The following is a 25376-nucleotide window of genomic DNA, read 5'->3' as shown; positions in this document are numbered from 1 at the left end:
TGGTCGCTTCAGGAGAATTTTTCCAGCAGCGCTTCGCGGATAGAAGGCTTCATGGTTAAGCCGCGCTCGAGGAAGGCCTGAAAAAAGCGCAACGCCTCTGCCTTGCTAATGATCCTGCGCTTAACGGCTTCTTCCAGAATGCCTCCATGCCGGGAAACCTTTATTCCTCTTTCCTGACAGGTTTTATAGACCGCGTTATCGGCAGACAAGCAGGTCGCCTGCTGCAGGCGCGCCTGGATAACACAGCTAATATCAGCATGCTTAAGCGCGCGCCTGCGCTCTTTTATCTCCTGCATTTCGGCGTAGTGTTCGGGTTCATAGTCGTTGGTGAAGGTGTAAGGCAACTGCAACTGCGCCAGCGTTTGCTGCACGTCCAGCTGGAATTTCACCTTAAGCTCTTCGCAGACATAGGGGTCGATCCATACGCCGTCGGGAAACAGCTGCCAAATCAGTGCTAAGCAGCCGCACTCATAGAAATCGGAAAGCACATTGGTATCAATTACGCATCTGGGGCATTGAAAAGGCATCCTCGCCAGCCTCCTGATCGGCGTACCATTTTTCCAGCAGCACGCTTAATTCCTTTCTGTTGAGCTCCAACAGATCCGACAGGAATGATTCAGACGCCGTTCCTGCCTCCCACGCTTTGCGCGACAGCACCAGCAGGCGCCCTTTATAGCTGAGCGGCTCCCTGATCGGGCTGGGTTCTTCTCTGTTCCAGCCTTTATGCTGCACGATCTCCCGCAGCCAGGCGGCATTTTTTGGCGATATCAGCCTGCATTTGCTCAGGCGTTCGACCATACAGGCAAAGGAGACGCGGTAGATGCTTTTCAGCCGCAGCACCGTCTCTTCATAGGCCCATCCACCGCCCTGCATAGAGAATTGCTTGCGCAGCGCGTGTTCAGGAATCAAAAAGCAGGCAGCAAAATGATTAGCGACCTTTTCCTCAGGGGAGACCGATTTGCCGCGCGTTTTATAGGTTTTTGCCGGGCCGGTATAGTCATCGCGATGAAAAATAATATGCGCGTACTCGTGACAGATGCTGAAAATCTGTCGCTCCACCGAGACGGAAGGATGATTGTTGACGTAGATCGCCGTGCCATATTTGTTGCTAAAGGCTGAAAAACCGGAAGCCAGCCCCTCTTCAGCCTGATGGCTAAACGGTATGACCCGGATATCAAACGACTCCAGCAGCGCCACAATATCGCCAACGCAGGTGGCGTCGCCGATGCCAAGACGACGACGCTCTTCTGCGGCTTTATCTTCGACCCTTAGCAGGTCCTTTTCTCTGGCAGTAAAAATCGGGAGAGAGCTGGGGAGATCTTCCGGCTGCCTGGCGTCTGCGGCCTCTTCAATGGCGTAGATATTTTTTAACTTGCCGATCAGCGCGCTGCGCAGCTCGCTGTCCAGCATGGCGGGATTGTCCGCCCGCATGGCGAAGCGAAACGTGCCTTCATCGCTATCGTAAAAATAGCCGATCGGTTTGTTATAAAGCTTACAGAGTGCAATCAGCTGAGTAACGCTCGGCACGCCCTGCGCCTGCTCGAACTTACTGTAGGTTTGTCGAACCACGCCAATCGCATCGGCGACGGCGACGGCGCTTAAGCCCGCGTCTGCACGGGCTTCAAGCAATCTCTTCGCAATATATTCCTGAATATTCATAAGTTACTCCCGGTTAACACTATCGGGAACTGTTCAAGCTTCCATGTTAATTATGGCATACAGTATCAGCTCACCTGTTTTCAGGATAATGATTAAAATTAATGATCGCGGCTTTTCCTCCAGTTCACTGCCCCACACAACAACAGCACCGCCGCCGTCAGCAAAAACACCGGCCGCATACCGAAGGCGCCACCGATAAAGCCACCGAACAGCGGGCCGCTCACCTGACCGATATATTGCGCAGACGTCGAGTAGCCCAGCATGCGTCCGACCTGCCCTTCCGGCACGCTATGGCGAATTATCGCCGTAATACAGGGCAGCAGCCCGCCGAGGGCCATCCCCATCAGGAAGCGCAGCGCCACCAGCTGCCACGCGGCGGTAATAAACGCCTGCGGGATCAGCAGCGCCGCGCAGGCCAGCAGACCGGCGATCAGCACGCGCCAGTGGCCGATGCGGTCAGCCAGCTTGCCCAGCCGCGGCGCGGAGAGAATGCTGCCCAGCGCGGCGGCGGCCATCACCAGCCCGGCGGTAACGGTAATGGCGCGATCGCCGGTAACGAACTGCCCAATATAGAGCGTGATAATTGGCTCAATCGACATATTGGCGAAAATCAGCAGCATGCCCGACAGCCACATCAGCTTTACCACGCCGCTGACGGCGCCGGAGGCGCTGTCGGCGGCGCGCGTTGCCGCAGGCGGACGCGGCTGCTCTTTAAGCAAAAAGGTGGTCGCCAGAAAGGCGAGGAAAATTACGCCGCCGGTCAGCCAGAAGGTATGGCGAATGCCGATCAGCGGCGGCAGCACGCCGCCCAGCAGCGGACCGACAACGTTGCCCGCCATAATGCCGGAAGAGAGCACGCCCAGCGCCCAGCCGGTCTGCGCCTTCGGCGTCTGCGACGCCACCAGAATGGTAGAGCCGGAGGCGTAGCCGCCGAGCAGCCCCGCCAGCAGCCGCAGCGCCACCAGCTGCCAGGGCGCGGTCGCCATGCCAATCAGCGCCATCGCCACCGCCATGCCGAGGCTGGCGCGGATCAGCATCAGCTTGCGGCCATAGCGATCCGCCAGCCTGCCCCAGAGCGGCGCGGTCAGTGCGGCGCTGAAAAAGGTTGCGCCGTAGGCCAGCCCGGACCAGCGCGCGATGGCCGCCGGTTCCGTTACGCCGAGCTGCCGCACATAGAGCGGCAGAAAAGGCAGCAGCAGCGTCATTGCGACAATCGTGCTGAACGAGCCCAGCACGCATACCCATAAGTTTCGTTTCCAGATTTGCGCGTCTGGCGCGGCGATCGCTTCCATCAGGCCTCCTTTTTGACTGGCTTTTAGGCTAGCGTCGTTGTCGTGGGAACAACAGTAGCGGCGCGATAATTACTCAGCGCCGCCCGCTGTTGCTGGAGAGCAACAATCAGCCGCTCAGCGCGGCGACCAGCGCGTCGCACAGCAGGCTGACCGGCGCGGCAGGCTGCGCCTCCTTCAGCAGCAGATAGCTTTGCAGGCGATCCATCTGCCACTCCGCCAGCAGCTGAACAATTTCGCTGCGCGCCAGCGACGCCTGCGCCATATAGGAAGGCAAATAGGCGATGCCGCTGCCCGCCTGGGCGGCGTTAAGCAGCGCCATGCTGTTGTTGGCGCGAAAGCGGCTGCGCACGTCGACCGCCAGCCGCTGCTTATCGCGGCGAAATGGCAGCGCGGCGGTATGCGCCGGCCCGTGAAACATCAGCAGGTCGTGGCGCGGCAGCATATCGGGATGGGTAACAGGCGGGCGCTGCGCCAGATAGGCCGGTGCAGCATAGAGTCCCCACTCAATATCGCCTAACAGCCGGACGTGCGCGCCCTGCGGCGCGCGGGCGCGGATCGCCACGGCGATATCGACCTGTTCCTCCAGCCGATCGCTGCCGCGATCGGTCAGGTCGAGATCGACATTGATATGGATATGGCGACGCAAAAAGAGGTTGAGCACCGGCGCGACGCACTGGCAGCCGTAGGTGACCGGCGCCTGCAGCCGCACGTTGCCCGCGACGTTCTGATGCAGCTGCTGAACAAAGGCGTCGGCGCGCTGCATCTCCGCCAGCATGCGGGTACAGAAGGGATAGTAGGCCTGGCCCAGCTCGGTCAGCGCCATATTGCGCGTGGTGCGATACAGCAGCTTAAAGCCGAGCCGCACCTCAAGCCGGGCGATCTCCCGGCTGACGTGGGATTTAGAGAGGCCGAGCGCGCGCGCGGCCTCGCTGAAGCTTTTGCACTCTACCACCCGGGCGAACATCATCATCGCCGTTAAGTTTTCGCTGTTATCCATAATCGTCTTCGTCCGCCGCAAAAAAGCAGACTAAACAATTCAGCTATCCGTTACACCTGTTAGCTGGCCTCAGCTTGCCATCGCCAGCGGAAACAGCAGACGATCCGGCTCAACGCGGCGCTGACGGCGCAGCTGCCCCGGCGTGACGCGAAAATAGTTTTTAAAGGTTCGCGTGTAGGCCTGCTGGGTGTCGAAACCGTAGTTCATCGCCACCTGCAGAATCGCCTCGTTACTGTTCAGCAGCAGCAGCGCGGACTCCGTCAGGCGGCGCTGACGAATATATTCCGCCAGCGAAAAGCCGGTGTGCTGACGAAACAAACGCTGCAGATGCCAGCGGGAATAGCCTGAGCGGCGCGACACCTCATCCAGATGGAGATCCTGGCCTAAGTTATTTTCAATCCACTGCAGCAGACTACGAATAAATTCGCGCTGATTCATGAGTTCCTCCTGATACGGCATGATGTTCAGTGAACCCATTGTAACGGGGAAAATTTATCCCTTAATTAGCGAAAAATTAGCGCAGAATTAGCATCGCGCCGCCGTGCGGCGGCTTTAATTCTGTGCTAATAATCCCGGCGTAAACTGAGGCCAGTCACTGACGAGGCGATCTTCCATGCGCGTACTTTTGGTTGAAGATGATGAAATGATCGGCGCTAACCTGCAGCAGGCGCTCGAAGCCGCAGGCTGGTCGGTTGACTGGGCGCGCGACGGCGTCTTCGCCCATCACGCCTGGAATGAGGGCGACTATACCTGCGTGCTGCTCGATCTCGGCCTGCCGCGCGACGATGGCCTGCAGGTGCTGAAGCGCGCGCGCGGACGCGGCGATACCACGCCGGTGCTGATTTTAACGGCGCGCGACACGGTGGCGCAGCGCGTGCAGGGGCTCGACAGCGGCGCCGACGACTACCTTCTGAAACCGTTCGACCTGCAAGAGGTGCTGGCGCGCATGCGTGCAATCACCCGTCGTCGCCACGGCGCAGCGGACTCGCTGCTCGGCAGCGGCGACGTTCAGCTGGATATGATGACGCGCGAAGTGCTCTATAAGGGCCAGCGCGAGCAGCTTACCGCGCGCGAATATGCCCTGCTTTACGCCCTGCTGGAGCGTCCCGGCGCCATCCTGTCGCGCGAGCAGCTGGAGAACCGCATCTACGGCTGGGGCGAAGAGGTAACCAGCAACGCGGTGGACGTGCTGATCCACGGCATGCGCCGCAAGCTCGGCAACGACGCCATCCGCAACGTGCGCGGGCTTGGCTGGCGCGTGCCTGCGTTATGAAACCTTTTACTTTTATGCGCTCCCTGCGCAATAAGCTGCTGAGCACGCTGCTGCTTATCCATCTGCTGATGATCGGCGGCGTAACCTGGTATTTCTTTAGCTGCTACGGCGACATGATCGGCACCATGAAGGACGACCAGCTGTCGAAAATTGCCGACGCCTGGGCGACCAACAAAACGATCCCGGCGCTGATGCCGCTGATGCTGCACGCCGACAAAATGAAAAGCGCCTATGTCGTGCAGCTGTGGGACAGCAACGGCAGGCTGCGCGCCAGCTCCTGGCCGGAGCTGCATGCGCCGCTGCAGGCGCAAAAAGGCTGGCACGATATCGACGTTGGCGGCTGTGACGAGTGCGCCTGGCGTATCTACACCCGTCCCGGCGAGCCAGGCAGCGAAATTAAAACCATTCAGGTGATGCATAACCTCAGCCATATGCGTGCCGAGATGGTGAGGCGCGCGCTGGCGGCGATTATTCCCCTGATTTTGATGATGCCGCTCTCGCTGCTGGTTATCTGGCTGGTGGTGCGCAAAATCACCCGCGATCTGCGCGTCGCCTCGCGCGAGATCGCCGCGCAGGAGACGCTGCATCCCCATCTGGTGTCGCCCGAGGGGCTGCCGGACGAGATCCTGCCGCTGGTTGAGGCCTACAACTCACTGCTGAACAAGCTGCGCGCCGCCTGGTCGTCGCAGCGCCAGTTCCTGGAGGACGCGGCGCATGAGCTGCGCACGCCGGTCACCGCGGTGACGCTGCAGCTGGAGAACCTGCGCCAGCATATTCAGCCGGGCGAAGCGAGCCGCCAGTTCGATCAGCTGGAGGCGGGCGTAACGCGCACGCGACATCTGGTGACGCAGCTGCTGAATATCTCACGCCAGGAAGATAAAACCCTGGTCGCCTCGGTAGAGAATATTGAGCTGGAAGATCTGCTGAAAGAGAGCATCGAGCAGCTGATGGTGGTGGCCGACAAGCGCGGCATCGACATCGGCTTTAACGGCTCGACTCGCTATCGCCTGCAGGCGAGCCGCTCCGAGCTGCGCAGCCTGTTCGATAATCTGATCGGCAACGCCATGCTGCACACCCCGGAAGGCAGCCTGGTGGATGTCCTGCTGCATGAGGTCGGGGATCGCACGGTGGTCGATATCGTCGATAACGGCCCCGGCATGCCCGAGGCGTTTATCGATCGCGCCTTTGACCGCTTTACCCGTTCGCCGACGGTAAAGGCGCAGGGCAGCGGCCTGGGCCTGTCGATTGTGCGCAGCGTTGCGCAGAAACACCATATCCAGGTTTCCCTCTCCAACTGCCTCAATCCGCAGGGCGCCATCTGCGGGTTACAGGTTCGCGTCACCCTGCCCTGATTTTCACGTTCGCGCGCAATGCCGACAACGTAAACGGTTGCGGCGTTCCGTTCGCCACCGCTTAATTTCGTGATGAACTTCACAATTTCACGTAAATGCAATGCAACACATTTTGACAAACGTGAGCAAAATCTATTTTCTATCGCTCTGTAACGGTCAGGCTACGCAGGTCAAAAACCGGCTGTAAAAAACGGTTACATCTTCGCCGCCCCACTCTGGGATCGATTTTACTCTGGCTGCGTCCCCGCGCGGTCAAAAGCATGTGGTTAATGATAATGAAATTTAAAACCTTGATAGCAGGCGCCTTGCTGGCGACATCCCTGAGCAGCGGCGCGCAGGCCGCAGAAAGCGATCCGCAATACCTTTCCGACTGGTGGCATCAGAGCGTCAACGTGGTGGGCAGCTATCACACCCGCTTCGGACCGCAGTTCAATAACGATGTCTATCTGGAATATGAAGCCTTCGCGAAAAAGGACTGGTTCGATTTCTACGGCTATCTCGATCTGACCAATTTCTTCGGCATGGGTAACAGCAACGCCAACGGCATCTTTGACCACGGTTCGCCGATGTTCATGGAAATTGAGCCGCGTTTCTCAATCGATAAGCTGACCGGCACCAGCCTGGCCTTCGGCCCGTTCAAAGAGTGGTATTTCGCCAACAACTATATCTACGATATGGGCCGCAACAGCGATAACCGCCAGAACACCTGGTATATGGGTCTCGGCACCGACATCGACACACACAGCGACGTCGGCCTGTCGCTTAACGTCTACGCCAAATACCAGTGGGAAAACTACGGCGCGGCGAACGAGAACAGCTGGGATGGCTATCGCTTCAAGGTGAAATATATGGTGCCGATTACCACCCTGTGGGGCGGCAACCTGAGCTATATCGGCTTTACCAACTTTGACTGGGGTTCCGACCTGCGCGACAAATCAGACGCGTCGCGCACCAGCAACTCCATCGCCTCCAGCCATATTCTGTCGCTGGGTTACGACCACTGGCATATCTCCGCCGTGGCGCGTTACTTCCATAACGGCGGTCAGTGGGCGGATGGCCAGGAGCTGAACTTTGGTCGCGGACCTTTTGAAGTGAAATCTACCGGCTGGGGTTACTACCTGGTGGCGGGTTACAACTTCTGATAAAAGCGGGCGATCAATTATCTGCCCGCTTGAAAGTAGTGCCTGTCGCAGGAGAGCTGGCCCGATCGCAGAGATGCAAAAACGGCTATGCCAGCTCGACCTGCGCAAATACGCACCTCATCCCTGAGGTGCGCCCGTTACCGGGCTGACGCGATGCGTTATGGGAAAACGCTCACCGCGTAAACACACTACCTTAACCAGACTTACTGCTGCGGTTTCACCACATTGATGCGCCACGGAATGCCAAACTTATCGATAAACATGGCGAAGCCGTCTGACCAGAAGGTCTCCTGCCACGGCGTTGTGACTTTACCGCCCGCCGACAGCTTTTCAAACCAGGCTTTACCCTGATCCACATCGGTGGTCGACAGACTGACCGCATAGCCCGCATGTTCTGAAGCTGGCGGCTGATCGGTGTTGCCGTCGCTCAGCATCAGTTCACCCTGACCAATACGCAGATGAGCGTGCATGATTTTCTCCGGCGGCAGCGGCGGCGCAGACTGGTCGCCCACCTGTTCACCCTGATCCGGCATATCGCCAAAGGTCATTTTGTACAGCAGTTCGCCCTCGGTGGCGGCCAGGTAAAAATCGATCGCCTCTTCGCAGCGGCCATAGAGAAACAGATAAGGACTGACTTGCATCTTCACCTCCATTTGTCGGTTGGATTTCTTACAGCACCTTAACAGTGTAGACGATCGACCTAATACCCTGTTTTTACTGGCAATATCGCCGAAACAGCTGCGCCATATAGGCGCTCATCGGCGTCAGTGCGGTCTCTTTGCGCTGAATCAGGTAGAAGGTCGCTTTTGGCAGCGGCTCGTCCAGCTCCAGCGCCACCAGCTGGTGCCCCAGCACCGGATCGTTAATCACATCCACCGACAAAATGCTGACGAAATCGCTCTGCGCCACCAGACTGGTGCAGGCCATAAAGGTTTCGCAGGAGACCACGATTTTCGGCGCCATGCCGCGCTCGCCAAACAGATCGTGCAGCAGTCGGTAATAGCTGCCTTTCGGCGTCGGCATCGTCCAGTCGCACTGCTGCAACTCCGCCAGCGTGCGCGCCTTTTCCAGCGGGTGCCCTTTGCGCACCACCACCTTGTAGTCGCGCTGCATCATTTTCTCGAAGCTCAGCTCCTGATCGAGATGGCTCTGGTCGTAGGTGTTGATGGTGAAATCGAGTTCGCCCTGGCGCAGCTCCGGGATCATCGACACCAGCTGCCCCTCAACAATACGCACCTTTACCTGCGGATATTCGCGGTGAAACTGGGTGATAACCTGCGGCATGATGGTGCGCGCCACGCTGCCGCCCACCCCGATATTCACCCGTCCGCCTGCCAGCCCCAGCCGCTGCTGAATATCCTCCTGCGCCACACGTAATTCTTCCAGCACCAGACTCGCATGGCGAAAAAAGTTATCACCTACGTCGGTTAACACCACACCCTGCTGGCGGCGAATAAAGAGTTTTGCGCCTAAAACCTGCTCAAGTTCCTGAATCGCTTTGGTCAGCGCTGGCTGGGAAAGCCCGGAAAGACGGCCTGCGGCGCGGATACTGCCCTGGCGCGCCACCTCTACAAAGGCGCGCAGCTGATGCAATTTAAGCTGTGACGGCATGATAACCACGGTTTATCAGGAGAAAGTTATTCGCATCTTATGCGGTCCGCGCGCCTTGTGTAAATTCGACGCTGTGCATAAAAAACCATCAATAAGGATTTCCTATGACAACCCTCTCCGAGCAGGTCCAAGCGCTGGCACCGCAGATGCAAAGCTGGCGCCGCGATCTCCATCAGTACGCCGAATCTGGCTGGCTGGAATTTCGCACCGCGACGCGGGTGGCCGACGCGCTACACAGGCTGGGCTATCAGCTGCAGCTGGGCCGCGAGGTGATTAACGCCGAGGCGCGCATGGGGCTGCCCGACGCCGAAATCATCAAACAGCAGGAGGCGCGCGCGCTGCAGCAGGGTGCGCTGCCCCAGTGGCTGCCCGCGTTCTCCGGCGGCTTTTGCGGCATCGTCGCCACGCTCGAGACTGGCCGACCCGGCCCGGTCATGGGGTTCCGCGTCGATATGGACGCGCTCGATCTTAATGAGAGCCAGGCGGCCGATCACCTGCCGCAGCGCGAAGGCTTCGCCTCCTGCAATCCCGGCATGATGCACGCCTGCGGCCACGACGGCCATACCACCATCGGGCTGGCGCTCGCCAGCGTGCTGATGGCGATGAAGTCGCAGCTGAGCGGCACCCTCAAACTGATTTTCCAGCCCGCTGAAGAGGGCGTCCGCGGCGCGAAGGCGATGGTGGAAGCGGGCGTGGTGGACGATGTCGATCTCTTTACCGCCATCCATCTCGGCACCGGCGTGCCCGCTGGCGAACTGGTATGCGGCAGCGACAGCTTCCTCGCCACCACGAAGCTCGACGTGCGCTTTACCGGCGTCGGCGCGCACGCGGGCGGCAAGCCTGAAGAGGGGCGCAACGCGCTGCTGGCGGCGGCGCAGGCCACGCTGGGGCTGCACGGGCTGCCCCAGCACAGCGGCGGCGTGGCGCGCGTCAACGTCGGCGTGCTGCAGGCGGGAACCGGCCGCAACGTGGTGGCTGACACCGCGCTGATGAAGGTGGAGACGCGCGGCGCCAGCAACGAGGTCAACGACGATATCTATCAGCAGGCGCTGCGCGTTATCGCCGGCGCAGCCGCGATGTACGGCGTGGAGTATGAGGTGAAGCTGATGGGCGCGGCGCGCAGCTGCACGCCGACTCAGCCCTGGGTCGATTTTCTCCACCAGCAGGCGGAGGCGCTGGGCATCTTCGACTCGGTGGTGGACCGCAAGGCGCAGGCCGCCGGATCGGAAGACGCGACCTACATGATGGAGCGCGTCAAACAGCGCGGCGGCCAGGCGACCTACGCCATCTTCGGCTGCGAGCTGGCGGCGGGTCACCATAACGCCCGCTTCGACTTTGACGAAAGCGTGATGGGCAAAGCGGTGCAGATGCTGGCGACGCTGGCGCTCAACCAGGCGCAGTTCGGAGGCGGACGATGAACGCGGATCGCCTTGCCGACTATATCGACACTCACCAGGCGCGCTTCACCGCCCTCAGCGACGCCATCTGGGAGACGCCAGAAACCCGCTTCGCCGAAGTCCGATCCAGCGCGCTGCTGGCTGATGCGCTGGAGCAGGAAGGCTTCACCGTGACGCGCGGCGTCGGCAATATCGAAACCGCCTTTATCGCCAGTACGGGCGAAGGCCAGCCGGTGATCGCCATTCTTGGCGAGTTCGACGCGCTGGCCGGGCTGAGCCAGCGGGCGGGCTGCGCGCGGCCGGAGCCGCTGGAGGCAAACGGCAACGGCCACGGCTGCGGCCATAATCTGCTCGGCACCGCGGGGCTGGCGGCGGCGTTCGCGCTGAAGGCGTGGCTGGCGCAGCACGGCGGACGCGGCACGGTGCGCTTCTACGGTTGCCCCGGCGAAGAGGGGGGATCGGGTAAAACCTTTATGGTGCGCGAGGGGCTGTTCGACGATGTCGACGCCGCCGTTACCTGGCATCCCGAGGGCTTTAGCGGCCTGTTTAATCTCAGCACGCTGGCCAACATCCAGGCGGCATTTCAGTTCAAAGGGGTGGCGGCGCACGCGGCCAACTCACCGCACCTGGGCCGCAGCGCGCTTGATGCGGTGACGCTGATGAACACCGGTGCCAACTTTTTGCGCGAGCATATCGTGCAGGAGGCGCGGCTGCACTATGCGGTGACCAACAGCGGCGGCGTCTCGCCCAACGTGGTGCAGGCCGATGCCGAAGTTCTCTACCTGATCCGCGCGCCCGAGCTGCCGCAGGCGCAGGAGATCTACCAGCGCGTAATCAATATTGCCAAAGGCGCGGCGCTGATGACCGACACCCAGGTCAGTGTGCGCTTCGATAAGGCCTGCTCTAACTATGTGCCGAACCGCGCGCTGGAGGCGGTGATGGAGCGTTATTTGCATCACTTCGGTCTGCCGCACTACAGCGACGACGAGCGCGCCTTCGCCGCCGATATCCGCGCCACGCTGAGCGAGGAGGATCTGCGCAACGCGCGGCTTAATGCGGCGCGCACCGGCGGCGAGGCGGGCGCGGCCTGGATTGAGGCGCACGGCGACAAGCTGCTGATGGATGAAGTCGCGCCCTGCGCGGCGACGCGCGAGCTGCTCTACGGATCCACCGACGTCGGCGACGTCAGCTGGGTGACGCCCGTTGCGCAGTGCTTTGCACCCTGCTTTACCTTCGGCACGCCGCTGCACACCTGGCAGCTGGTGGCGCAGGGACGCACCACCGTCGCGCACAAGGGGATGCTGCTGGCGGGCAAAGTGATGGCCGCCACCGTGCTGGAGCTGCTGACCGATGCGCAGGCGCTGGCGCGCTGCCGCGCCGAATTTGAACGGGCGCGCCGCGCGCAGCCCTATAGATGCCCGATTCCTGCAGGCGTCACGCCTTCAAAACTGGCCAGCTGAGCCGCGGCCGCGCCGCCGGGCGCGGACCGATAACACAATAAAAAAACGCAAACACGACCATTCAAGACGAGGAATATCATGACCATAATGTCGGAGAGTCGCAGCCCTGGGAAAGTGTTCGGCTGGATAGAGCGGGTCGGCAACAAAGTCCCCAATCCCTTCCTGCTGTTTGTTTATTTAATCCTGGTGCTGATGGTAGCCACCGCGATTATCAGCTCGCTCGATCTGGCGGTGAAAAATCCGGTCAGCGGCGAGATGGTGCGCGTTAATAACCTGCTGAGCGTCGCCGGCCTGCAGTGGATCCTGCCCAATATCATCAAAAACTTCAGCGGCTTTACGCCGCTCGGCTCGATTCTGGCGCTGGTGCTCGGCGCGGGCCTGGCGGAAAAGGTTGGCCTGCTGCAGTCGCTGATGGTGAAGATGGCGTCACGCGTGAGCCGCCGCTACGCCAGCTATATGGTGCTGTTTATCGCCTTTTTCAGCCATATCTCCTCCGATGCCGCGCTGGTGGTGATGCCGCCGCTCGGGGCGCTGATCTTTCTCGCCGTGGGCCGTCATCCTGTGGCGGGCCTGCTGGCGGCGATTGCCGGCGTCGCCTCCGGCTTTACCGCTAACCTGCTTATCGTCACCACCGATGTGCTGCTCTCCGGCATCAGCACCGAGGCGGCGAAGGCGGTGAGCGATACGGTACAGGTCAGCGTGATCGATAACTGGTTCTTTATGGCCACCTCGGTGATTGTGCTGACCGTGGCGGGCGCCATTCTCACCGATAAATTTATCGAACCGCGCCTGCCGCAGTGGAATGAGGGCAGCAGCGAGCGGCTGGCGGCCCTGACGCCGCTGGAGAATCGCGGCCTGCGCGCGGCGGGCATTGCGGCGCTGCTGTTTATCGGCGTGCTGGCGCTGCTGGTGGTGCCGGAACATGCGCCGCTGCGCGATCCCAAAACCGGCAGCATTGTGCCCTCGCCCTTCATTCGCGGCATCGTGCCGATCATCATTCTGTTTTTCTTCGTGGTGGCGATCGTCTATGGCGCGGTGACAAAGCAAATTCGTCGTCCCGACGATATTCCGCAGCTGCTGGTTGAGCCGATGAAAAGCATGGCGGGCTTTATCGTTATGGTGTTTCCGCTGTCGCAGTTTGTGGCGTTCTTCAACTGGAGCAACATGGGCAAGTTTATGGCCATCGGGCTGACCGACGTGCTGGAGAGCGCGGGTATCAGCGGCGCGCCCGCCTTTCTCGGCCTGATGTTCCTGTCGGCCTTTCTCTGTATGTTTATCGCCAGCGGATCGGCGATATGGTCGATCCTCGCGCCGGTATTCGTGCCGATGTTTATGCTGCTCGGCTTTCACCCCGCCTTCGCCCAGATGATCTTCCGTATTGCCGACTCGGCGGTGCTGCCGCTGGCGCCGATGTCGCCCTTTCTGCCGCTGTTTCTCTCCTTTCTGCAGCGCTACCTGAAAGGTGCCCAGCTCGGCACCTATTACGTGCTGATTTTCCCCTATCCGGTGGTCTTCTTTATCACCTGGATCGCGCTGCTGCTCGCGTGGTATGCGCTGGGGCTGCCGATTGGGCCGGGCGTCTGGCCGCAGATGCCTTAGCGCTCTCGCCAGGGAGGGCGAAAAGTGCAACGTACGTTGCTAAAAACTCACCAACACCCCTCTCGGCAAGGATCGCCGAATTGATTATTCTGCTGTTTCTTCGCTTGCTAACAGTCACTATTTTTATAACGTCGCCACGCCGTTAGCGAGACAGGCAAACACCGTCACACCGAGGTTAATAAAATAATGACAACCACCTGCACTTCAGGGATGGCGCCGGGGTGCGCTGCGCCGTCGCCGAATAACAGCTTAGCGGCGCGCATCGACGCCCTGCCTTCGTCACGCGGCTTATGGCGTTTTATTACGCTGCTGGCGCTCGGCGGCTTTTTTGAGCTCTACGATCTGTTCGAAACCGGCTATATCAGCGCCGGGCTAGTGGCCGCCGGTATCTTCCACACCGGCAGCGCGGGCGTGTTCGGCATCGCCGATCAGGCCGCCTTCGCCTCCGCCACCTTTCTCGGCCTGTTTGTTGGTGCCAGCCTGCTTGCGCCCTGGGCCGACCGCTTCGGTCGCCGCCTGACGTTTATGTGCGCGCTGGCGTGGTATGGCGTTTTCTCGCTGCTGATGGCCTTCCAGCAGAGCGCGGAGATGATTATTCTGTTCCGCTTTCTGGTGGGCATCGGCCTCGGCATCGAGCTGGTGACCATCGACACCTATCTTTCAGAATGGGTGCCGACGCATCTGCGCAGCCGCGCCTTCGCCTTCTCTTTTTTCGTGCAGTTCCTCTCGGTGCCAACGGTGGCGCTCATGTCCTGGTGGCTGGTGCCGCAAACGCTGTTAAGCCTCGAAGGGTGGCGCTGGGTGGTGATTGCAGGGGCACTCTGTTCGCTGATTATCTGGTTTATCCGCAAAGATCTGCCGGAGTCGGCGCGCTGGCTGGCGCAGCAGGGCCGTCATCAGGAGGCGCATCAGGTGCTGAGCGCGATGGAGAAACGCTGCGGCGTCGCGCCCGGCGCAGATTTTCCGCCGGATGACGCGGCGGCGCAGCTGCCGAAACGCGGCCGCTTCGGCGAGATCTGGGCGCCCGCCTACCGCAAGCGTACCCTGATGCTGGTGGTGATGAACTTCTTTCAGGCGATCGGCTTTTTCGGCTTCGGCAACTGGCTGCCCGCGCTGCTGTCGGGCAAAGGCGCGACCGTCACCCACAGCCTGCTCTACGCCTTTTTTATCACCCTCGCCTACCCGCTCGGCTCGCTGATCTGCAGCCGCTACGCTGACAGGATCGAGAACAAATGGCAGATTGTTTTATCCTGTCTGATGACGGTGGTGTTCGGCACGCTGTTCGCCTTCCAGACTAATCCGGTGCTGCTGATACTCTGCGGCTTTCTGATCACCTACTCCAACGCCTGGCTGACCTTTAGCTATCACGCCTACCAGACGGAGATTTTTCCCACCCATATCCGCGCCCGCGCGGTCGGCTTTTGCTACTCCTTTAGCCGCCTCTCAACGGTGTTCAGCAGCATTCTTATCGGGATGATTTTGCAGTATGCGGGCAGCCAGGGCGTTATCGCCTTTATCGTGCTGAGTATGCTGATGGTGATGCTGTCGGTGGGGGTTTACGGGCCAAAAACGCGCGGGATCGATCTGGAGAATATTTAACTGTCTGGCTGCGGGTCTCTGGACAGTCCCTGAAATGCTCTGTCCCAGGGTAAACGCCTGCCGCTCGCGCGCATCAGCAAGTAAGCGCGATGAGCGGCAGCGTGGTCTATCAGGGCGTAGCGCACCATTTCTTCCACCAGCCACAGCGTTCCTCTCACCTCGACCTGTTCAGCCTGCGCCGCCAGCCGCAGCGCTTTGTCGCCAGTCAGTAGCGGACATTTTTCCTGTCGCGCCAGCGCCAGAGCGAAACAATCATAGCGACTCGGCCCCTGAAATCGCGTTACCAGCTGGCTAACATAGCGCAATGTTTCTGGCGTCATTTCACCGAGATGAAGGCCCTGTTCCAGCAGATAAGCATGGTGCTCTGCCAGCTCGTCCTAGAAGAGCAAATCGGGTACGGTGAACTGATAAGGAAGATGGAACAGAAAGCGAATAAGTTCGCCTTCTTCCAGATCGATCAGGATGTTTGCATCACTGATAAGAATCAACATCGGGCGATTCCAGTTTTCGCGCGCGGTGGAACTGAGACAGCGAGATGCCCAGCAGCTCGGCAGCCTTAGATTCGCTAATTATCCCTTCTCCCAGGCCGCGGAAAACAAGCTGTGCGAACAGGCTGGTCTCCTCCGGCGGACAGGCCTCACCCGGCTCCAGCGTTCGCCAGTGACGCACTGAAAACAGCATAAAAAGCTTTTGCCGGGTCTGGTCGCTGATAATACCCAGATCGGCGGCCCGATAGACGCACGCCATCATGCTCAGACCCGCTTCCTGCTTAAGCATATAGAGCTCACGCACTTCAAGGGTATGCCGGCGCGCGCCTAATCGCTGTCGCATCGTGCTGGCGGGCAGCAGAAAGGCTCCGGCGAAGCGATGGCACGCTTTCTCTTCATCCAGTTCGTCTGCCAGCCGATGATGCAGCACAAGGTGGCCAAGCTCGTGCGCCAGCGTAAAGCGCTGACGATCGCCGGGCCATTTCCCTGAAATCACAATAACAGGCATACCGTTGACCTTCGCCTGACAACCGTCGAATTTTTCTGCGTGATCCGCCTGCGTGACGATAACCAGGATGCCCTGTCGCTCAAGGAGATCGATCAGGCTGGAAACAGGCTGACTGCCTAGCCCCCACTCTTCTCTCAGGCTGTTCGCCGCTTTTTCAACCTCGTCGTAATTTGTCAGCCGTCGGGTAGTGAAACGTGGCGCGGTAAAAGTGGGAACGGGAAAATGCGGCCAGAGAGCGGCCAGCTCCATCCAGCGCTCCACCTGGTCAATGATGTCTGCATGAATGCGCGTTAACGCCTTTTTCGTAAGATTACTGCGCTTACGGTACTCAATCTCTTTAAGCTCTATCGTGGTGGGGCGAAAAAAATATTCGTTTCTCACCCCCAGCGCGCGCGATATTTTGAGCAGCACAGCCGAGCCCGGCATACTTTCATTATGCTCGTACTTCTTGATCATATTGGCGCTGACGCCCGCCAGCACGCCAAGCTCTCTCATTGACAGGCCGGACGCAGCGCGGGCACGAAACAAACGCTCACCAAACATGTCAATCTCCTGTGGTTTACAAAAAAAGAAAACAGCAAATTTCCGTAAACCGGATTATGCGCGCGCGATGCTGCATTTTCAATCAAAAGGGAGAGGAGAAAGCGGCAGGAAAAGGCGCTCCAGCCTGAGCCGGAGCGCCGTGATACAGGATTACTGATTTTCGAGTTGGTGGATATCCGCGCTGCCCTGATAAGGCTGAATAGTCTTATCTTTACGCAGCTTCGCCACATCCTTCGCCGTGACGTCTGACTTGCCGCCGTTGCCCCAGCTGGTGCGGATAAAATTCACCACGTCCGCGACCTGCTGATCGTCCAGCCGCCAGCCGAACGCCGGCATGGTAATGGTGGTCGGCGCGCCTTTCACGCCGGGCAAGGTGCCGCCCGCCAGCACGATATGGATCAGCGAGGTGGGATCCTCGGCCATCACCACCGGGTTGCCGCGCAGCGCCGGGAAGAAGCGCTGATAGCCGCTGCCGTCAGTTTTATGACAGGCCGCGCAGCTATCAACATAGACCGAGGCGCCGGTCGCGCTGTCGTCGCCTTTCCACAGCGCTTTCGCCGTGGCGTCATCGACGCTAAACGCAGCCTGGTTCGGGTCCTTCGCGCCGAGCGACTTCAGATAGTGGGCGATCGCCGCGATATCCTTATCGCTGAGATGCTGCAGGCTGTGCTCAACCACCTCGGTCATGCCGCCAAACGCAGCGGTATGGTCGTTGCGACCGTAGCGCAGGAACTGACGCAGATCCTCTTCGCTCCAGCGGCCCAGCCCGTCACGGTTATCGCCGCGCAGGTTGCTGGCGGTCCAGCCGTCAATCGGCGCGCTGCTGCCCGCCAGATAGTCGCTGCCTTCACCGTTGTTCAGGGCTTTCTCCTGCATAGTGATGCTGCGCGGCGTATGGCAGGCACCACAGTGGCCCAGCCCTTCCACCAGATAGCGCCCGCGCGCCAGCTCAGGATCTTCCTGCGCCGCCGGCTGGAACGCCTTCACGTCCGGCGCGAACATCGTGCGCCAGATAGCCAGCGGCCAGCGCATCGACAGCGGCCAGGGAATGTCGCTTTTATGGTTAGCCTGCTCCACCGGCGCCACGCCGTGCATAAAGTAAGCGTAGAGCGCCTGCATATCTTCGTCGCTTACCACCGCATAAGAAGGATAAGGCATCGCTGGATAGAGGGTATCGCCATTCTTCGCCACGCCGTGACGCACCGCCTTCTGGAAGTCGTCGTAGCTGTAGTCGCCAATACCGGTCGCTTTGTCCGGCGTGATATTGGTGGAGTAGATGGTGCCGATCGGCGTCGCCATCGGCAGGCCGCCGGCGAAAGGTTTGCCATCTTTGCTGGTGTGACAGGCGACGCAGTCGCCCGCGCGCGCCAGATACTCGCCGCGTTTTACCCGATCGCCGCCGTTGTCGTCCGCCAGTGCGGCAAAGGTCATCGTGCCCAGAATCAGGGCCAGTAAGCCGTTTTTCATCGCCATTTCCTTATGCCTGCACCAGTGGACCCGGGTTTTTCAGATACTGTTCGCGGATCGCTTTCGCCGACCAGTAGGTCAGCGCCGCCACCATGCCCGTCGGGTTATAGCCCAGCCCCTGCGGGAAAGCGGAGGCGCCCGGTACAAAGACGTTCGGCACGTCCCAGCTCTGCAGATAGCGGTTAACCGCGCTGGTTGAGGGATCCTCCCCCATAATGGCGCCGCCGCTGATGTGCGTAGTCTGATAGACCGTGGTGTCGAAATGGCTGCCCGGCTTTTTCGCGCCGCCGATAATCATCTTCGGGCTCATCGCTTCGGCAATTTTATGCATCTTGCCCACCATAAACTGCGCCATTTTGATGTCGTTATCCTGCCAGTCAAAGGTCATGCGCAGCAGCGGCTGGCCGTGGGCATCTTTGTAGTTGGGATCGAGATCGAGGTAGTTCACGCGGTAGGACTGGTGCGCGCCGTGGGCGTCCATCGAGACGTGGTGCGTATAGGTATCCGCCACCGCCGCTTTCCACTTGCTGCCCCAGTTCGGCGTGCCGGTTGGGGTCGGCAGGCCAGAGATCGGTTTGGTACCCGCCTGGTTGACCCAGAACGGCGAGCCGCCGACGAAGCCGTGCGGCCCGTGGTCGAAGTTGTCGGCGTTGAAGTCGTCGACGCCAACGCCCGCGCCGCCCGCGCCGATAAAGGGGTTGGTGGTGGTGTTTTTGTCGAACAGCGCCTTCAGGGTCGAGATGTTCTGATAGGCGAAGTTACGGCCGACGGTGCCTTCGTTGGTGATCGGGTTATAGGGCTTGCCGATGCCGGAGAGCAGCATCAGGTGGACGTTGTGGAACTGGAACGCTGACAGGATCACCAGATCCGCCGGCTGCACCACCTCACGCCCCTGCGCGTCGACATAGGTGACGCCGGTGGCGCGCTTTTTGTCGTCGGTCAGGTTGACGCGCAGCACGTAAGAGTTATTGCGCAGCTCGAACTTCGGCTCCTGACGCAGCGCAGGCAGGATATTTACGTTCGGCGACGCTTTCGAGTACATGTAGCAGGCGTAGCCGCTGCAGTAGCCGCAGAAGTTGCACGGCCCCATCTGTGCGCCGTAGGGGTTGGTGTAGGGGCCGGAGGTGTTGGCCGACGGCAGATCGTAGGGGTGATAGCCCACCGACTTCGCCGCCTCGGCAAACAGCTGCGCCGAGTAAGTGCGCTTCTGCGCCGGCAGCGGGAATTTATCGGAGCGATCCGGCGCAAACGGGTTGCCGCCCTTATTTTTGCCGACTACCTGCCCTTTAATGCTCCACGGCGTGCCGGAGGTGCCGAAGACTTTTTCCGCCTTGTCGAAGAACGGCTCCAGCTCATCATAGGTGACGCCAAAATCCTGGATAGTCATCCCTTCCGGGATAAAGTTTTTGCCGTAGCGCTCTTCATAGTGGCTGCGCTGGCGCAGCTCGGTCGGATCGACGCGGAAGTGGACGCCAGACCAGTGCAGCCCTGCGCCGCCGGTGCCGGTGCCCGGCAGAAAGGCGGCCAGCTGGCGATAGGGAACCGCCGTCTGCGAGGCGTCGTGACGGATAGTCACGGTGCTTTTCGACAGATCCTGGAACAGCTTTTTGCGAATATTGTAGGTCAGCTCGTCAATCGACTGCGGATAGGAGCCGTCTGGATAGGTGTCGCGATGCGGGCCGCGCTCCAGCGCCACCACGTTCAGACCCGCTTCGGTCAGCTCTTTCGCCATAATTGCCCCGGCCCAGCCGAAACCGACAATCACCGCGTCTGCTTTTTTCATCTCGTTTGCCATGTTACGCACGCTCCCCGCGAATCGATACTGACGGGAACGGATAGCGTTCGCCGCGCTCTACCCAGTCCATAAAGTCGGCGCGCGCGCCTGGGAAGCCGATCAGCTTCCAGCCCACCATATTCTGGTTGCCGCCGTGAATCGGGTCGCTGAAGAAGCCTTCGCGGGTGTTCTGGATCAGAAAGGCGAAGAAGGTTTTTGCCGGCAGCTGGCGGAAATCGGCCTCACCGCTCTCCATCGCCTGCAGCAGTGCGTCCTGCTGCTCGCCGCTGAGATCGGCAAAGACCTTGCCGTGCTGGCGCTTGCTGTAGTCGTCGGCGTCCGCCAGTCCCAGACGGTAGATCTGCTGCGGCACCAGCGGCAGCTGATAGCCCAGCTCTTTCGGCAGGTCCGGATTGAACGGCCCCTGCATATACCAGTTGGCACCGGTGGCGTAAGGGGTGTTCATCTGGCGGTCGATAAATTCCGGCACGCCCGCTTCCAGCGCGCCTGGGCCGCGCTCATCATTGGGGATCAGGCGGGCGACGGCAGCCTTGATAAAGGCGAACTCTTCTGCGGTAAACCAGCTGGGCTGGTAGTCGCGCGCCGGCTGCGCCGCTGCGGGATCGGCAGCCTGCACCGCGGGTGCCATGCTGAAGCCGCCGACGACGGCGCTGCCCGCCGCCATCGCTGGCGCCAGCGCAATGGTTCTTAACAGAAAATCCCTGCGTGTCTGCCCACGTTTTTGTTCTGACATGACATTGCCTCAGTACCGCTTATAATGCGGCATGAAAGTTAAACAGTTGCGTTGTAATGGTTTTTTTATGCGGATTAAGGGTTACAGCAGCACTGTTACCGGTAACAGCGGCCGCTAGTGTAACACTGTTGTGGTGAAACATTTAGTTCGCCGAAACAAATTCGCACAAATTCATTAACATCTCGTCGAAATGCTTTACCTGACGCACCGGATAACTGTCACTACCAGAAACAACACTCAACAGACAGATAATGCTAAAAGACGTTATAAAAGAGTGCACACAACAGCGGAGAGCCTATGTTTAAGTCCTTTTTCCCCCGGCCAGCGCTGTTTTTCAGCTCGGCAGCGATCTGGAGTCTGATCGCGATTTTTGCCTGGTTCGGCTTTGCCGATGACCTGCCGTCCCGCTGGCCAGCGCTGCATGCCGCCGTCCAGCAGCCGCTGCCGACCACGGCCGCGCGTTTTATCGCCCCCAGCCAGCTCTGGTTTTATGGCTACTACTGGATAGTGGTGGCGCTCTTCGCCCTGGCCTGGCGGGTTATTGATAACCATCCCTGGCAGCGCTGGTCGGTGTGGGGATCGGCGCTGATTATCTTTGTCACCTGGTTTGGCGTGCAGGTCGGCGTCGGGGTCAACGCCTGGTATGGCCCGTTTTACGATCTTATTCAGCAGGCGCTGACCAAAGCAGGGTCGGTGCCGATTAGCCGTTTTTACGCGGAAGTGATGGCTTTTCTCGGTATCGCCCTGATAGCGGTGGTGATTGGCGTGATGAACTCGTTCTTTATCAGCCACTGGGTGTTCCGCTGGCGTACCGCGATGAACAACTACTATATGCACAACTGGCAGCGCCTGCGTAAGGTCGAAGGCGCGGCGCAGCGCGTGCAGGAAGACACCATGCGCTTCGCCAGCACGCTGGAAGACTGGGGCGTGAGTTTTATTCAGGCGATTATGACGCTGGTGGCCTTTTTGCCGGTGTTGATCGGCCTGTCGCATCACGTCAAGGATGTGCCGATTCTCGGCAATATCCCCTATGCGCTGGTGATCGCGGCGCTGCTCTGGTCGCTGTTCGGCACGGCGCTGCTGGCGCTGGTAGGCATCAAGCTGCCGGGGCTGGAGTTCCGCAATCAGCGGGTCGAGGCGGCCTATCGTAAAGAGCTGGTCTACGGCGAAGATAATGCCGATCGCGCGACGCCGCCGACGGTGCAGGCGCTGTTCAGCCGCGTACGCTTTAACTATTTCCGCCTCTACTTTCACTATCTCTACTTTAATATCACCCGCATTCTCTATCTGCAGGTCGATAACGTATTCGGCCTGTTCGTGCTGTTTCCCTCTATTGTGGCGGGCACCATTACGCTCGGGTTGCTGAACCAGATCACCAACGTTTTCGACCAGGTGCGCTCCTCGTTCCAGTACCTGATTACCTCCTGGTCGACGCTGGTGGAGCTGATGTCGATCTACAAACGTCTGCGCAGTTTCGAGCAGATTCTGCAGGATATCCCGCATCAGGAGATGATGCGCGAAGCGGCGGAAAACGAGTAGCCACTGAAGCTGTCCCCACGGCGGGGACAGCTCCGCCCGGCATCACACCAGCGCGGCGAAAACCTTCTCCACGGCCCAGGCGCCGGGATCTTTTACCCCATCCAGCGTCTGCTGATTAAGGTAGGAGGCGCGTCCCGCTCTGGCGCTCTGCATCTGCGCGGTGGAGTCGGCGCCCTGCGCCGCCGCCGCTGCCGCCTCCGCCAGTGAGCTGCCCGCCGATAGCGCCGCCAGCGCCGGCTCCAGCGCATCCACCAGCGTACGGTGGCCAATCTGCGCGCCGCCGTAGTGCTTCATCTGCTCCAGCCCCTGCGTCAGCGCCTGCGGCAGCGTACCCCCCTCCGCCAGCCGCTGCCCCGCCGCGGTAAACAGAATCGACATCAGCACGCCGCTCGAGCCGCCCATTACCGTCGCCAGCTGTTCGCCCACCAGCGCGAACAGCGTCGGCAGATCCGCCAGCGGCAGCTGCTGCGCCTCCAGCGCGCTTTTCACCTTGCGCGCGCCGGCGGCGAAGGTCGAACCGGTGTCGCCGTCGCCTACTTTCGCGTCCAGCGCGTTCAGCTCCGCTTCGAGATCGATCAGCGTCTGCGCCACGCGGTCAACTATCTGCGCCGTGCGTTCGTCCTGAGAGGGGGTAAATTCAACGTTGCTGACCACGCGCTGGCTGCTCAGCGTGGTCACTGACTCCACCGCATGGACTGGCGCCCAGCCCAGCACCTCGACCGGCGCTTTCAGCGCCTCGAGAAACGCCGCTTCCACCTGCAGCACCGTCAGCGAAAAGCCTTTCATATCGAGCGCGCTTACCAGGGTCGCCGGGCCGATTAAATGGCTGATCTGCGCCGCCAGCGGGCTTTTCAGCACGTCGCGCGTTACCAGCGCCAGCTCCAGCATCGAGAAGCCGCCGAGGTTGTTCACCATCAGCACCGCGCGGGTGCCGGAAGAGAGATGTTTAGCCAGCTTCTCCGTCATAAGGGTGACCAGCTGCTCGCTGTTTTGCGTATCCAGCGTAATAACGCCCGGCTCGCCGTGAATGCCCATACCCAGCTCGCTCTCGCCCTCTTTCACGCGGTTGTCGCGCTTTTCGCCGGGAATATGGCAGGTGGAAAAGGCGACGCCAATGCTCGCCGTGCCCTTGATGGCGCGCTGGGCCAGGGTTTTCACCTGCGCCAGCGACTGCCCCTGCTCTGCGGCGTAGCCGGCGATTTTGTGGATCAGGGCGGTGCCGGCGATGCCGCGCGGCTGCGGGTTGTCCGGCAGGGCGATATCGTCCTGCACCATTACCATCTCTACCTGGTAGCCCATCGCGCGCGCCTTCTCCGCCGCCAGGCCGAAGTTAAGCCGGTCGCCGGTGTAGTTTTTCACAATCAGCAGGCAGCCGGCGTCGCCGGTGACGTTGATAATGGCGCTCAGCACCGCGTCGACGCTGGGGGAAGCGAAAATATCGCCGCAGACCGCCGCGGTCAGCATCCCTTTGCCAACGAAGCCGGCGTGCGCCGGTTCATGCCCCGAGCCGCCGCCCGAAATCAGCGCCACCTTGCTTTTGTCCCAGTCGTTGCGCACCACCACCCGAATATCGTCGCCTAAGTCGAGGCGGCTGAGGTTATGCCACGGCGTGCTCAACAGCACGCCCTCTATCGCTTCGTTGACCAGATTATTTTTTTCATTCATCAGGAACTGGCTCATTGCATCTTCTCCAATGGTGTTGATGCCGCCAGGCAGCGGCACGCTAATAAAGGTAGCCGAAGAAATGCAAAGGGCGGCGCAGCGGCCGCCCCTGAAGAGGAGGGTCAAATTAAAGCGCGATACGCATCACGCTGTCGGGATCCTTCGGTGGTTCTTTGCGCGACCCCGGCTGCTTGACGCTGACGTAGAGCGTGCTGCCGTCGGCGGAGAGCGCCAGGCTGTTAGGCAGCCCTGCGGTTTTAACGCTGCGCTTCACTTTATAGCTGCTGGCGTCGATGATGCTGACCTCGCCCGCTTTGCGGTGCGTGACGTAGAGTTCGTTGCGCTGCGCATTGAACAGCACCGCCAGCGACTCCGGCACCGCGATCCCCTGGATCACCTTGCGATCGTGCAGATCGACCACCAGCACCTGCGGCTGTTTTGAATCGCTGAGGAAGGCGCGCTGGCCCTGCGTATCGAGCGCAATATTCAGGAAAAAGTGTTCTTTGTCGCCGCTGATTTTCTCACGCTGTTCAATCGCGTTGGTGCGGGTGTTGATGGTAACCAGCTCGCCGTCGGCGTTGGTCACGTAGAGTTTTTGCCGCTCGCTGTCGAGCGCCAGGCCGGTGGCCATTTTGCCGGTGTTCGGCACCACGCTGATAAGCTGCAGGGTTTTGCCATCCACCACCCAGACCACGCTCTGCGGCCCCAGTCCGGTGACGTAGACGCGGTTGGTTTTGGTATCAACGGCGATCTCGCGCGGCTGCAGCGGGCGCACGCCCTCGCCGCGCTGGCGGCCGTCCAGCACCAGCGTGTTGATCACCTTGCCGCTCACGGCGTCGATGGCGGTCAGCGCGCTGCTGACCGTATTGCCAATGTAGAGCACGTTGGTTTGCGGGTTAATCGCCGCGCCAAAGCTTTTCAGCTCGGTGGGGATGGTTTGTTTAATCGCCAGGTTTTGCGCATCGAGGCGGAACACCGCGCCGCCCGGCGCGTCTCTGCCCTGTGATGCGGCAAGGAACAGCGTATTGTCGCTGGGGCTAAAAGCGAGTTCATAGGCGCCTTTGCCGATCGGCTGGGTAAGGTCGTTCGCATGCGCCAGCATGCCGGAAGCGGAAAAGAGCGCGGTGGCGAGCAGCGTCACACGCAGCGCAGAGGATAAGGATTTCATGATCTCTCCATAGCAAAAATTCACCGCCGTCAGGCAGTGCTGGAAAGCTCACATTGCAAACCAGACAAAAAAGCGAAACGGCCCTAAGGCCA

22 protein-coding genes are annotated in these 25376 nt (G+C 60.3%); 9 read left to right on the top strand and 13 right to left on the bottom strand.

All coding sequences use genetic code 11. The features are described from left to right. Window positions 1-8: 8 nt before the first annotated feature. From MHZ97_RS03915 to MHZ97_RS03895, 5 genes are all read right to left on the bottom strand, one after another. Complete coding sequence (locus tag MHZ97_RS03915; protein WP_239313558.1) at window positions 9-371, bottom strand: hypothetical protein; 363 nt, start codon at window positions 369-371, stop codon at window positions 9-11. Window positions 372-495: 124 nt separating this feature from the next. Beyond that, window positions 496-1659, bottom strand: coding sequence for an XRE family transcriptional regulator (locus tag MHZ97_RS03910; protein WP_239313561.1), 1164 nt, complete (start codon window positions 1657-1659; stop codon window positions 496-498). A 98-nt stretch (window positions 1660-1757) separates the two neighbouring features. Then, window positions 1758-2951 carry an MFS transporter gene (locus MHZ97_RS03905; RefSeq protein ID WP_239313563.1) on the bottom strand — a complete coding sequence of 398 codons (1194 nt, stop codon included), beginning with the start codon at window positions 2949-2951 and terminating at the stop codon, window positions 1758-1760. A gap of 106 nt (window positions 2952-3057) precedes the next feature. Next, complete coding sequence (locus MHZ97_RS03900; RefSeq protein ID WP_239313566.1) at window positions 3058-3948, bottom strand: LysR family transcriptional regulator; 891 nt, start codon at window positions 3946-3948, stop codon at window positions 3058-3060. Window positions 3949-4017: 69 nt separating this feature from the next. Continuing rightward, window positions 4018-4386, bottom strand: a complete 369-nt coding sequence (locus tag MHZ97_RS03895) for a helix-turn-helix domain-containing protein (protein WP_103793698.1) — start codon at window positions 4384-4386, stop codon at window positions 4018-4020. 175 nt (window positions 4387-4561) lie between these two features. Between MHZ97_RS03895 and MHZ97_RS03890 the strand changes: the two genes are divergently transcribed. The 3 genes from MHZ97_RS03890 (at window position 4562) to MHZ97_RS03880 (ending at window position 7715) form a co-directional block, all read left to right on the top strand. Continuing rightward, the gene (locus MHZ97_RS03890) at window positions 4562-5221 is read left to right on the top strand and encodes a response regulator (RefSeq protein ID WP_103793697.1); all 660 of its coding nucleotides are present in this window, start codon (window positions 4562-4564) and stop codon (window positions 5219-5221) included. After that, the gene (locus MHZ97_RS03885) at window positions 5218-6573 is read left to right on the top strand and encodes a HAMP domain-containing sensor histidine kinase (protein ID WP_103793696.1); all 1356 of its coding nucleotides are present in this window, start codon (window positions 5218-5220) and stop codon (window positions 6571-6573) included. The genes MHZ97_RS03890 and MHZ97_RS03885 overlap by 4 nt, the downstream gene beginning before the upstream one ends. A gap of 275 nt (window positions 6574-6848) precedes the next feature. Beyond that, window positions 6849-7715 (top strand): nucleoside-specific channel-forming protein Tsx, encoded by an 867-nt coding sequence (locus MHZ97_RS03880; RefSeq protein WP_033793233.1) that lies wholly within the window; start codon window positions 6849-6851, stop codon window positions 7713-7715. A gap of 203 nt (window positions 7716-7918) precedes the next feature. Here the strand turns inward: MHZ97_RS03880 and yjdN are convergent, their stop codons facing one another. Both yjdN and MHZ97_RS03870 read right to left on the bottom strand, forming a co-directional pair. Next, entirely contained in the window at window positions 7919-8356 is a 438-nt protein-coding gene (gene yjdN / locus MHZ97_RS03875) for a VOC family metalloprotein YjdN (RefSeq protein ID WP_103794027.1), read from the bottom strand. Window positions 8357-8429: 73 nt separating this feature from the next. Then, window positions 8430-9326, bottom strand: a complete 897-nt coding sequence (locus tag MHZ97_RS03870; protein WP_103793695.1) for a LysR family transcriptional regulator — start codon at window positions 9324-9326, stop codon at window positions 8430-8432. Between the two features lie 104 nt (window positions 9327-9430). Between MHZ97_RS03870 and MHZ97_RS03865 the strand changes: the two genes are divergently transcribed. The 5 genes from MHZ97_RS03865 (at window position 9431) to MHZ97_RS22280 (ending at window position 15593) form a co-directional block, all read left to right on the top strand. Then, window positions 9431-10744, top strand: a complete 1314-nt coding sequence (locus MHZ97_RS03865) for an amidohydrolase (protein WP_103793694.1) — start codon at window positions 9431-9433, stop codon at window positions 10742-10744. Beyond that, complete coding sequence (locus tag MHZ97_RS03860) at window positions 10741-12183, top strand: M20 family metallopeptidase (protein ID WP_103793693.1); 1443 nt, start codon at window positions 10741-10743, stop codon at window positions 12181-12183. Before MHZ97_RS03865 ends, MHZ97_RS03860 begins: the two co-directional genes overlap by 4 nt. A gap of 78 nt (window positions 12184-12261) precedes the next feature. Further along, complete coding sequence (abgT, locus tag MHZ97_RS03855; protein ID WP_239313569.1) at window positions 12262-13782, top strand: p-aminobenzoyl-glutamate transporter; 1521 nt, start codon at window positions 12262-12264, stop codon at window positions 13780-13782. A gap of 186 nt (window positions 13783-13968) precedes the next feature. Further along, window positions 13969-15381, top strand: a complete 1413-nt coding sequence (locus MHZ97_RS03850; protein WP_239313572.1) for an MFS transporter — start codon at window positions 13969-13971, stop codon at window positions 15379-15381. An 89-nt stretch (window positions 15382-15470) separates the two neighbouring features. Further along, window positions 15471-15593 (top strand): hypothetical protein, encoded by a 123-nt coding sequence (locus MHZ97_RS22280; RefSeq protein WP_255728807.1) that lies wholly within the window; start codon window positions 15471-15473, stop codon window positions 15591-15593. Between the two features lie 259 nt (window positions 15594-15852). Here the strand turns inward: MHZ97_RS22280 and MHZ97_RS03845 are convergent, their stop codons facing one another. From MHZ97_RS03845 to MHZ97_RS03830, 4 genes are all read right to left on the bottom strand, one after another. Further along, complete coding sequence (locus MHZ97_RS03845) at window positions 15853-16920, bottom strand: XRE family transcriptional regulator (RefSeq protein WP_239313575.1); 1068 nt, start codon at window positions 16918-16920, stop codon at window positions 15853-15855. Between the two features lie 150 nt (window positions 16921-17070). Next, window positions 17071-18387, bottom strand: coding sequence for a cytochrome c (locus MHZ97_RS03840; protein ID WP_103794026.1), 1317 nt, complete (start codon window positions 18385-18387; stop codon window positions 17071-17073). A 10-nt stretch (window positions 18388-18397) separates the two neighbouring features. After that, window positions 18398-20182 carry a GMC family oxidoreductase gene (locus MHZ97_RS03835; RefSeq protein ID WP_239313578.1) on the bottom strand — a complete coding sequence of 595 codons (1785 nt, stop codon included), beginning with the start codon at window positions 20180-20182 and terminating at the stop codon, window positions 18398-18400. 1 nt (window position 20183) lies between these two features. After that, window positions 20184-20915 carry a gluconate 2-dehydrogenase subunit 3 family protein gene (locus MHZ97_RS03830; protein ID WP_239313581.1) on the bottom strand — a complete coding sequence of 244 codons (732 nt, stop codon included), beginning with the start codon at window positions 20913-20915 and terminating at the stop codon, window positions 20184-20186. Between the two features lie 297 nt (window positions 20916-21212). Between MHZ97_RS03830 and sbmA the strand changes: the two genes are divergently transcribed. Then, window positions 21213-22454, top strand: a complete 1242-nt coding sequence (gene sbmA / locus MHZ97_RS03825) for a peptide antibiotic transporter SbmA (RefSeq protein ID WP_239313584.1) — start codon at window positions 21213-21215, stop codon at window positions 22452-22454. A 42-nt stretch (window positions 22455-22496) separates the two neighbouring features. Here sbmA and MHZ97_RS03820 read toward each other — a convergent pair whose 3' ends face one another. Further along, window positions 22497-24134, bottom strand: coding sequence for a dihydroxyacetone kinase subunit DhaK (locus MHZ97_RS03820; protein WP_239313587.1), 1638 nt, complete (start codon window positions 24132-24134; stop codon window positions 22497-22499). 109 nt (window positions 24135-24243) lie between these two features. Next, entirely contained in the window at window positions 24244-25284 is a 1041-nt protein-coding gene (locus MHZ97_RS03815; RefSeq protein WP_239313590.1) for a YncE family protein, read from the bottom strand. Between the last annotated feature and the right edge of the window lie 92 nt (window positions 25285-25376).

The organism is Pantoea sp. ACRSC (assembly GCF_022346785.1).
Lineage (GTDB): Bacteria > Pseudomonadota > Gammaproteobacteria > Enterobacterales > Enterobacteriaceae > Pantoea > Pantoea alvi.
This window is presented reverse-complemented; position numbering and strand designations above follow the sequence as displayed.